This window comes from Fulvivirga aurantia, from assembly GCF_009711475.1.
GTDB classification, from domain to species: Bacteria; Bacteroidota; Bacteroidia; order Cytophagales; family Cyclobacteriaceae; genus Fulvivirga; species Fulvivirga aurantia.
The window spans coordinates 1-11794 of the sequence record NZ_SMMD01000855.1 but is presented as its reverse complement, the minus strand read 5'-3'; the positions used below and the strand labels follow the sequence as shown (position 1 = coordinate 11794).

At 41.1% G+C, this 11794-nt stretch carries 4 protein-coding genes; all 4 read left to right on the top strand.

The window, feature by feature from the left end:
• Positions 1–80: 80 nt before the first annotated feature.
• On the top strand, positions 81–1382 hold the full coding sequence (locus E1176_RS13035; protein WP_155211073.1) for a PorP/SprF family type IX secretion system membrane protein: 1302 nt from the start codon (positions 81–83) through the stop codon (positions 1380–1382).
• A gap of 48 nt (positions 1383–1430) precedes the next feature.
• Positions 1431–4610, top strand: coding sequence for an FG-GAP-like repeat-containing protein (locus E1176_RS13030; protein ID WP_155211072.1), 3180 nt, complete (start codon positions 1431–1433; stop codon positions 4608–4610).
• A gap of 203 nt (positions 4611–4813) precedes the next feature.
• Positions 4814–10990, top strand: a complete 6177-nt coding sequence (locus tag E1176_RS13025) for a T9SS type B sorting domain-containing protein (protein WP_155211071.1) — start codon at positions 4814–4816, stop codon at positions 10988–10990.
• Between the two features lie 8 nt (positions 10991–10998).
• The coding region (locus tag E1176_RS13020; protein ID WP_155211070.1) for a PorP/SprF family type IX secretion system membrane protein at positions 10999–11794 on the top strand (796 nt) is incomplete at its 3' end.

Here is an 11794-nt window from a genome sequence, read left to right as displayed (position 1 = left end):
GATATATTGCAGTGTAATAGGCATTTTTTTAAGTCGTGTAGTTGGTTTTTTTCTATTTAGCGACAAATATCCATCCATAAATGGACCATTTTTTTTGTAGACTGTCTATCTTTCTTCTCACGATTTGTGCTCTAACCGGTCATGCGCAGGAAATTCCTGTGTACAATCACTATTACACCAACCCTTATTTATTCAACCCATCTGAGGCCGGTACCGATGCTTTCATGAGTGTTTCGCTCAATCACCGACAACAATGGAGAGGTATCGAAGGTGCGCCTGTAGTTTCTACATTGAGTTTTCAAACACCATTTGACTATAAAAAATGGGCACTAGGTGTAAATGTCAGAAACTTTCAAAGGGGCCTCATTACCACTACTGATTTTATGGCCACGTATGCGTACACTGTTTACCTCACAAAAGAGGCTACTGTGCATTTTGGGTTGTCAGCAGGTGTTACATCCAACAGCCTTGACCTGGAAGACATAGAAGATCTGGATGACCCTGTGTTATCTGATTTTGCCAATAACAACATGCAACCAGCGGCCAATTTTGGAATGAAAATTAAATCACCAACAGGATTTAATTTGGGTTTTGCCCTACCGCGATTATTTAGGCCAAATTTTATAAATGCCCAGGATTTCGAATCATATGACTTCTCACCGCTAGACGAAGTTGTGGTAATGGGTTACTTCAAGCGTAAGATGGATAAAAAAATTGTTACGAGAAGAAGAGGTGGTATAAACCGAAGAGTGGCTTTAGAAGATGCATACGCACCCTTACAAATATATGGTATATATCGATACTCAGCCCTTACAGGCAATCAGGCCGAAGTACTGGCCACATTGCATATAGGCGAAAGCATATGGGTCGGTGGAGCATACCGATTCAATTATGGCCCATCAGGATTATTTGGCCTTAACATAGGTGCCATGAGTTTTAGCTATGCTTACGAACCCGCGTCTAACCAAGTCACGGGTTTTGAGCAAGGCACACACGAAGTACAACTAAAAATTAGAATCGGTGAGAAAAAGAAATTAGAAAAAACGAAGCCAATTCTAAGAACTATAGTGAAGAAAGAAACCCACGAGGCCAGGTTCTCTAAAGATGATGTACAAACCGGTGGAGACCAGGAGCTTGAAGGCGGAAAAATGTTTTACGTAGTTATTAAAGAATACCGCGATTTTAACTCAGCCGATGATCTGGTAAGAAGATTAAAAGATGCAGAAGACCTAACTACAGACATCTTTTATAATAAAAACAGTCGTAGATATTATGTCTATACATATAAGACGACCTCTAGTAAAGAAGCCAATAAAGAAAAGAAAGCAGTTGCAGAACTGACTAAATTTAAAAGCGTAAAAATAATCATAGTAGATGAGTAGGTTACAATTACCACTTCCAACTCATTAACTTATTCAAAAGCAACTTACATGAAATTGACTGTCAAATATTGCCTACTCAGTTGTCTATTTAGCTTTTTGACTTTATCAGTAGTTGCGCAGGTTCCGGTTATAAAAAATGTTTCCCCGACATCTGGCTATTCGGGTCAGACTGTTAATATTAAGGGGGGTAATTTTGAAGCTGGGTCAAGGGTATTTTTTGGTAGTGTAGAAGGCACAGTTATAAGCTCATCTGACCAACTGATTGAAGCCACGGTACCTACCTCTGCTACTTTTGACAATGTCAGCGTATTAAACCCAACCTCTGACCGAACTGCCTACGCCCCTTCGCGATTCTTTTCAAGTTTTGGAGGAACTAATGGGATAGCGGCCACGGACTTTGACACACAACTAGACTTGACAGCCGAAGACGGACTGTACGATATATGCGTATGTGATTTAGACGGAGATGACAAGAATGATATTGTGGGAGCCAACTCAAAAAACAATCGTGCCACGATCTTACGCAACTTAAGTACACCTGGCACTTTGAGTGTTTCTAAAACACCCATCAACCTAAATGCTAAAACTTTAAATGTTACCTGTGGCGATTTAAACGGAGACGGTAAACCTGAAGTAGTATTTACAGAAGGAGACGATGGCAACAGGATTTTCATCCTTATTAATAATAGCCCTGTCGGATCGCTCTCATTTACTATGCAAACTATTACTGTGACAGGAGCCTCAACCAAAAGAGTGGCTATCAATGACCTAGATTTAGATGGTCATCCGGACCTAACTGTCACAGACCAGTCTACAAACAAAGTTTTTCTAATCAAAAATACAACAGTTGCGGGCACACTATCATTTGATACAGGCAATATTACTGAACTGACTGTTGGCAATGCAGGTAGTACAGCAGGTATTGAAGTGCAGGATCTGAACGGAGACAGAAAACCAGAAATCATTGTCAGCCAATTCTTCACAGATGGAGGTGGTTTTTACATTGCAAACAATAAAAGTACACCTGGCAATTTTTCTTTTGATGCATTCAGTCAAAATAACAGCTCAGGTACATTTGTGAATTTAAAGGTTGCTGACATCAATAATGATGGAAAACCGGATATCGCAGCTACCTTATTCTTAAGCTCTACAATTGCCTTTTTTATCAATCAAACATCGAGTGTTGGAGCCAACCCAACCTTTTCAAGTGCACAGCAAATTGCAACAAGTGCCAGACCATGGGGTATAGATCTTTCCGATATGGATGGAGACGGGCTAAACGATTTTGTGATTGCAACGGTAGGTACTGGTTTGTCTGTGAACATATTAAATAATACTGGAAGTGGATTTAACACAGTATCAATACCTGTAACTTACATAAACAGAAATATAAAAGCAGCTGATATCGATGGAGACACTAAACCAGATCTGGTATTTTCCAGTGTAGACGATGAAGCTAACGGAATAAATGCCTCCCGCATATCTATACTAAGAAACAACCAGTGCGTCACGCCAGTCATAGAGCCTGGAGGGCCAATCTCATCTTGTAATGGCAATACATCAACGCTCACAACGCAAAGTATACCGGGTGCCACATATGAGTGGCGCAGAGATGCTACGCTGGAGAAAACTGGAGCTGATAACTTTATTGATGCCGCAGTTTCAGGGGATTATACCGTAACTGTAATAAGTGAAGGTGGCTCCTGCACTGAAGTTTCAACAGCAGTTACAGTAGAAGTAAAAGCAGCCGGTGCCTTACCACCAGGCAGCATAATTTCACCAAGTGAACCTGTATGCATTGGTGGTACATTAACCCTGGAGGCAGCTAATATAGGTGCTACAAAATATGAATGGAGAGGCCCACAGGGTTACACAGCGACAGGACGCATCAGCAGCCCGACCATCAATGATTTTCGATTTGCCAACACTGGCCGATATTACCTTGATATTTATTCCGGTGACTGTGTGATCGAAACTGTGAGTATACTTGTAGAGGCTATCAATTCTCCGGAATTCTCTGTCTCTCAGTCGGGCTCAGGCACCTATTGTGAAGGGAGTCCGGTTACACTATCCATATCACCCAATAACCCTGGTTTTACCTACCAATGGTATAACGACTCTGGTTTGATATCTGGAGCAACTGGTATTTCTTACTCTCCCACTGTTTCAGGCAATTATTATGCAGAAGCATCAGACACTATGAACCCGTCATGCCCGGCTATAGCCACAAATAATCTTAGTGTAGAGATATTATCACTGCCAACAGCAGACTTTTCTTCATTGAATAATTCCTGCACAAACGTCTCCATACAGTTTACAGATGTATCAACGCTAGAAAATTCAAATGTTAGTTATTTGTGGGATTTTGGAGATGGTGTGACTTCAACGCAACAAAACCCGTCTCACTCCTACCAGGATGCTGATACTTATAATGTTACGCTCACAGTTAATTATAATGATCTAAGTTGTAGTGATCAAATCACCAAACAGATAAAAATCGAAGGCCAGGTAGACATATCAATAACAGCTTCAGCAACATCATTTTGCGAAGGTGACGAAGTAGAACTTACCGTTCCTGAAGGATTTGAAAATTACAATTGGAGTACTGGTGAAGCTACAGCCAGTATCAATGTAACAGAAGGAGGCACATACTCAGTATCGTTGACAGACGAATTAGGTTGCCTTGGGGAAGCAGAAATAGATTTAACAAAATTAACATCACCTGAGGTTGAAATCATCAGTTCCCGAAACAATATAGCCCCAGGCGAAGCTGTAATAATCACGGCTTCAGGACTTGCTTCATTCAACTGGGAGCCAGATTCAATCGTAAATGACCCCTCCTCTGCTGAAATTGAAGTAAACCCATTCTTCACCACGCTTTTTTCCGTCAATGGAGAAGGTGCTAATGGCTGTCCTGGTTCCGCAGAGATAGAAATCAGAGTCCTTCAAGATAAAATTGGAAGCTTGCTAACCCCTAAAAAATACTTTTCACCCAATGGCGATGAAAAAAATCAGTTTTGGGAAATTGAAAAAATTGACCAGTTCAATATATGCGGGGTAGAAATATTTGATCAGGCTGGTAATAAGCTGTTTGATGCCAAACCATACAACAACGATTGGGAAGGTACCTATGGAGGTAAAAAGCTACCAAGTGGTGTCTATTACTACGTAATTAAATGCGATGATGTCGGAATTGTGAAATCTGGAAGCATAACCTTACTAAAGTAATTTTAAAGCCCTCGCAGAAAAACTTGCATTTTTTAGGTGATTTGACGCGGTATAGTGAGATTTTTCTATTTAATTGGCACTCAAATTAAAGATTTTCTTACATCAACTGTTACCTATTGCCGGTTTGAACAATTAAAGATTAAAGTTGGCTACTTTATTTTTTGTCTATAGTGAGGTCTATTTTTCAACTAATACTTACTAAAATGAAAAGATTGTTATTAACCCTGCCTGTCTTTTTGCTTATGCTGATGGCGACCTCAGCAACAGCTCAGGAAGCTTGCGGCAGTACTTGTGGTGACGGTATAGATAATGATGGAGATGGTTTTATCGATTGTTTCGATTCAGACTGTGCCAGTTGTACAGAGTGTGATGGCTTCTACACAGGTAATGATGCCTCTTGTGAAGCTACTCCATCGGAATTTCCGGCATTCTCCCTGGCCATGGATTTTTCCTCCCCGAATAAAACAGCCAACCACATCGGTAGAATAGCAATCGGTGATCTTGATAGAGACGGTATACCAGAAATTGCCACTCAAAACAGGTATACTGATGAAGTATACATTTTGAATGGAAATGACGGTTCGGTAAAAGCTGTAGCTGATGTAAAAAATCCCCGTTGGAGAATATCAATGGCCAACGTAGAAGATGACAATTGCGGTGAAGTATACGCTATTGATTATGAATACATAGACCCTCCGGGAAGAAATAACGCTTATCGTGAGTATAGAATTGTGGCTATGGATTGTAACCTCGATCCAAAGTGGACTTCAGAAGCCTTCGAAGCAGACCCTGTTCATTTAGGTTATGCCGACTTTGATCGTGATGGCCAGCCTGAGATGTATTATAAAGACGAGATCAGAGATCCTGTAAACGGTACACGCCTCGTAGCTGGTAATGACGGCCAATGGAATAACCTTAATGCCGGACCGGTTGCCGTAGATATTTTAGGTGATGAGGACCTGGAATTGGTGTCTGGTGGTAAAATATACAGCGTAAACCTTGGATCAAGAACTGCAGATGCTGGTAACCTTACAGAAATCGCCAGTATGCCAATCCCTTACGCAGTTAAGCATTCTGAAAACTCTACAAGTGTAGCAGACTACAATTTAGATGGCTTTCTTGATGTAATTGCCAGTGGTGAAGATGCAAATGGTGTAACCACTGTCTTTTTCTGGGATGTACAAAATAATACAGTAAAGACCTTTAGCGATCCATTAACGGCTGCCGAAACAGGTAACAACGATTACCTAAAAGGCTGGAGAGGCGGTACCGGTAGGTTAAATATCGGTGACCTTGATGGTGACGGGCAACTCAATGTCTCGTTCGTTTCTGGTAGATATCTCTATGCGTTAGATGAAAACTTTGAAATAGTTGATGGACAAACTGGTAGTTGGAGAGTTGTAATTAATGAAGAAACTTCAGGCTATACAGGCTGTACTTTGTTCGACTTTAATGGAGATGGACAAATGGAAGTTGTATATCGTGATGAGCAATGGTTATATATTATTAAAGGAGAAGACGGTAGTGTGTTTACACAACAACGATGCATCTCCCGTACCAATGTTGAATACCCCATCGTAGCAGATGTTGATGCGGATGGCTCAACAGAAATTTGCGTACCATGCGGAACCGATGATGCCGATGCGTGGGCAAACTTTAATAACCTTAGCTATTCTGAAAATTCTCAGGTTAGAGTATTTAAGTCAGGTGGCGAGCCCTGGGTTCCGGCAAGACGTTTATGGAATCAGCATGGTTATTTCAATGTAAATGTTAATGATGATTTAAGTATCCCTGTAAATCAGCAAAAACATCATTTGGTGTGGTCGACAGGCAGCTGTACGCAAGGCCCTAATAGACCTCTTAACGGATTTCTCAACCAATCGCCTTTCTTAAACTCAGAAGGTTGTCCTACTTATGCAGCGCCTGATTTGGCGATCGTAGATAATTCTCTTGTAATCAATCAACCAGATTGCCCGGATACTGATTTTACGGTTACGTTTGAGTTTGAAAACATTGGTGATGTTGAGTTAACGGGTAATGTCCCGGTTTCATTTTATGAAGGTGACCCAACCCAACCAGGAGCCATCAAATTAGGCACAGAAACGCTTTCGCTCAACAGACTTGGCATTGGCCAGGTACAAACTGCCTTAGATCTGCCAGTAACAGGTTCAGGCAATTCATTTACATTATTTGTAGTACTCAATGATGCAGGTACAACAGTACCAACGCCTATCTCATTACCAAATACTGACTTTTTAGAATGTGATTATGGCAATAACATAGAGTCAGGTGACGTAATACCTAATCCGTTTGCGCTGTCTGCAGAAAAAACTGACAATATAGTTTGTTCTGGTGCTTCAGTACCTCCTAATGGTTCTGCCAGAGCTTTTAGATTTGTGGGTGGTGTAGAAAATACTACAGATTATGACTTTTACTGGTTTAATGGCACCTCTGCATCAGGTGCACCTGATTACACCGGAGCTATATATTCAGGCCTGGCTGCTGGTACTTACTCAGTGTACGCCACGCATAAAACTGCTCACTGTAATTCAGATACAGTACAAGTAGTAATTGTAGATGTTGAAAAGACAATAAGTGCAGTAATTTCTGTTGATAATGCTTACAATAATTGCCAGAATCCTAATGGCCAATTATCAGTTTCCGTCAATGGTGGAGAGCCTGCAAGTAGATTTAATTACGAGTGGTACGAAGGAAATACAGTTGGAGGCGGTGCAATCATAAGCAAGAGCCATATTGCATCTAATCTTGAGCCCATCGTTTACACAGTTTTAGTTGTAGATAAGGCAACCGGATGCCAGACCATTGAATCTATCGAAGTCCCTGACGAAGCCGTAACACCAGTTGTTAATGCATCAGCTGTTGATATCATTTGCTCTGACGCCAACTCTGGAAGTGTTTCAGCGGATGTGGCAGGCTCAACTTCCGGTTTCACATTTGCCTGGTACCGTGGTACTGTAGAAAAACCAACAGCTGATTTTACAGGTAGCACAGTGAACAGCCTTCCTAAAGGACAATACACCGTAATAGCTACAAACAGTACCACACAGTGTGCTTCTGCGCCTGTAACGGTTACAATAGATCAGACCACAGCACCTACGATCTCAAGCACATCAAACTCACCGATGACTTCATGTGATAGTTCACAGCCAAATGGCGCTGTTAGTGTATCATTCCCTGGTAATCCTTCTGATTTTACTATCGAATGGTTTGCAGGAGCAAACACTTCATCCTCGGTAATCGGTACGACCGCTACCTTGAATAACAGACCTGCTGGTGTTTATACTGTGCGTTTAACAAATGCCGATGGTTGCTCAGTAGCGGAACAAACCACAGTTGCCAGTGAGGTAGTTGTGCCAAATATGAATCTTAGTGCCCAACCGGTAACTACATGTTCTCCTTTTGATGGTACCATCACGGTGAATGTAGACGTTGACTCAGAGAGCGACTATACATTCTCATGGTACAACGGCAGCAGCGTAAAAGCTACTCCTGATTATACCGAAACTGGGAATGTATTAAGCAATCTTGTACCTGGGTTTTATACTGTGCAAGCATTTCACAATACAAGGAACTGTTTAGCTAACTCACAAACCATCGAGGTAATAGACAATGCAACTGTTAACATTACACAGACAGATGCCATTGTTTCTGTTCCAAATGATTGTAACACCAATGACGGTGCGCTTGCAGTAACAGTTAATTCACCTGGTAATGCAAGTGGATTCTTAATTGAGTGGTATGCTGGCTCTGTGGTTTCAGGCTCTCCATTCTTTTCTGAGAATGGTGTTAATACATCACAGGCGAATAACCTAACATCCGGTTTATATACTGTGGTGGCGACAGATCTTGATAACGGTTGTTCTAATACTGAAGTATTCGATTTACCTTATGCAGATGCCCACCAGCTTTCTGTTGTAAATGTAGTTGATGCTACAACATGTAATCCTAATAATGATGGAAGCATTGAAGTTCAATTGACTCCAACCCCTCTTGCAGGTTTCGATGAGTCAAATTATACCATCAATCTGTATGCAGGTAGTGATGTCACGGTTGCTCCTATAGCTACCCAAGCAGGTGTAGCAGGAACTACAAACTACCCTTTCCCTAACTTAGCGAGTGGTAATTATACCATAGAGGCGTTGGCTGATGCATCCTTAGGTAACTGTACAGTATTAGTCGTAGCTGAGGTTGACCTGGTTGCTACTGACCCAGTATTAGCTCAAACCAGTGTTTCTCCAAATGTAAACTGTTCTGGAGCAACAGGAACAGGTGCTATTGAGGTAGAAGTTGATGGTGGGGCGAATCCGGCAAACTTTACTTTTAATTGGTACGAGGGCAGCGATACATCAGCAGATCCTCTAGGCACTACTACGGGTACAACTGCAGGCGTAAACGGTGAAATCGCTGATGATCTTGTGGCAGGTACTTACACGGTAGCAGTGCTTAATATTGCTACTCAGTGTTCTGCAATTGCAACATATAGTGTGGTAGCAAACCCAACTACTGTAAGTATTGCTTCTGCTGACCTTTCGATCACACCATGGTCTAGCTGTACTGCTGATCTAGGTGCAGCTGAAATCACTAACATTCTGGAAAATGGATCTAACGGTAACTTGATAGATTATGACATAGAATGGTTAGATGCAAACCAGAACTTGTTGCCTAATCCTGCTCCAGAGACAGAAATCAGCAATTTAACTCCAGGGATCTATTTCGTGAGAGCTTCAAATGCTGCTACCGGTTGTGCGGCTGCATTGCACGAATTTGAAATAGAAGACACTACAGTTGAGCCTTCTATTATACTTAATACTTTCAATAACCCTGAAAGGTGTGAAAGTAGTGATGGTAGTCTTTTCGTGGAAGCTGTGGGGCCTTCCAGCTATACATATCAGTGGTATGATGGGACTGACAATACCGGAACCCTTGGTACAGCAGGTCAGACTTATGCTAGTCTGGGTGCTGGTTTTTATACGATAGAAGTTGAAGACACTAATACCGGCTGTCTATACTACGAAACATATGAATTGGAATTGCAAGTCAACCCGGTAGTCATCGTTGCGTCAGCTACGCCTGTTACAAATTGTGATAGTCCTGATGGATCGGCTTTCGCTGTAGTTACTTCTGATGGTACGTTTGATTTTACATGGAGAAACTCTAGTGGAGCTATTGTAGCTTCAACCACTAACTCAGGTGGAACAGCCTCAGATGCCCTTAATTTACCAGAAGGTGTTTATACTGTAACTGCTACTGATCGGAATGATTCATTCTGTGAGAACTCTGCTACGGTTACTATTACTAATGAGCAGATTACACCTAATCTTGTGGTTGAAGAACTTGCACCAATGACAGTATGCGATGACAGCAAGGCTAATGGAGTAGCTCGAGCAACCGTAGAGGGTGGTTTTGTTGGTTATAGGTTTGATTGGTTTGCTCAGGATAATACCACCAATAATCCTAATTATACAGGAGTTGAATTTTCAGGTTTGCAGGCTGGACAATACAGGGTTATTGCAACTGATCTTATTACGTTTTGCACGAGTACGCAAACTGTGGACATAACTGAGAACCTTCCACAAGTTTCAGATCCGACTGTACTTGTTTTGAGCCATGATACGCATTGTACTCTCGATATTGGTCAGCTTCAGGCACATATAGATGGAAACACCAGCAATTATACATTTGATTGGTATATGGGTAGTGAAGTGAGAAGCAATGAAGACTTTACTGGTGAGATTATTTCAGATCTTGCTGCAGGTCAATATACAGTTGTAGCAACAAGCCTGATTACGGGTTGTGTGTCAAATCCTGTGACCACAGAGGTTCTTGAAATACTTGAATATCCAGAAATGGAGTTTGAAATTGGAAATGCTTCTTGCGGTACTAATGATGGTTTTGCCTTAATGAGACTGACAAACGATGTCGAAGTAGAATCAATCGTATGGACCGGTGACAACCTTACAAGCCCTGTATTAGGCCCTAATCTAACAGAGACTTTTGAAGGTTTGTATACCATTACTATTACGACTGCTCTTGGATGTGAAGTGACTGAAGAGGTGGAAATTAAGACTGAAGTAAATCCGTTCAATGGAATTTCGAGAGGTAACGGAGGACAAAATGACTTCTTCAAAATTGACTGTATCTCTAGTTTCCCTGAAAACGTAGTTAAAATCTTCAATAGAGCAGGAACACTTGTATATGAAACACAAGGGTATGATAATGCTTCAAAACTATTTGACGGAGTATCTAACAAAGGCATGAGCCCAATAGGCACAGACCTTCCGGATGGTACTTATTTTTACGTAATTGATAAAAATGATGGTTCTAAGCCACTATCAGGATATCTTGAAATTGTAAACTAATTTTTTAAATGAAGACAAGTGTTCAAACTATAACACGTCTACTTTTTGGCCTTATATTATTAATGGCTGCTGCTGGGACCGTCAGGTCTCAGCAGTACCCTATTTATTCACAGTATATATTCAATGGCTTGGTACTAAACCCTGCTTACGCAGGAAGTCATGTACAATTTAGTGCCACGGCTATGTATAGAAACCAATGGGTAAACTTCGATGGTGCCCCAAAAACACTAACCTTTAGTGCACACACTGCCTTATTTAATGGCCGTGTAGGTACAGGTTTGTTAATTACTGATGATCAGATTGGTAGCTATTCTAATAAGAATATTTATGGTAGCTACAGCTACATCATTAAAACCCCAGCCGGAAAACTTGCCATGGGATTGCAGGCGGGCATGAATATCTTAAGTGCTGACTTTAGCGCTTTAAACCTTGACAGCCCTGATGACCCATCTTTTGCTAATTTTAATAATAAAATAAAGCCAAATTTTGGTGCAGGCCTGTACTTCCATAATGATTTATTTTTTGCCGGTTTTTCTGTACCGTTTTTACTCAACAGCGGTTTTGAAAAAGCTGAGATAGAAAATGCTATCAACGAAATAAGATCCGCACGGTATTATTATCTTAATGGTGGTGTTACTATTCCACTCAACAGAATGAAAAGTGTACAACTTGTGCCCTCTCTTTTAATAAGAGCACAAGAAGGCTCTCCTTTGAGTTTGGATATTAACGCTGGCGTTATTTTTTATGAGTTATTAAGTGTAGGCGCTTCTTATAGAAATATAGATGCCATAGTTACCTACATAG

Excerpts from the sequence above, each read along its gene's own strand:
- E1176_RS13035 (WP_155211073.1), top strand. The coding sequence starts at position 81 with ATGGACCATTTTTTTTGTAGACTGTCTATCTTTCTTCTCACGATTTGT.
- E1176_RS13030 (WP_155211072.1), top strand. The coding sequence starts at position 1,431 with ATGAAATTGACTGTCAAATATTGCCTACTCAGTTGTCTATTTAGCTTT.
- E1176_RS13025 (WP_155211071.1), top strand. The coding sequence starts at position 4,814 with ATGAAAAGATTGTTATTAACCCTGCCTGTCTTTTTGCTTATGCTGATG.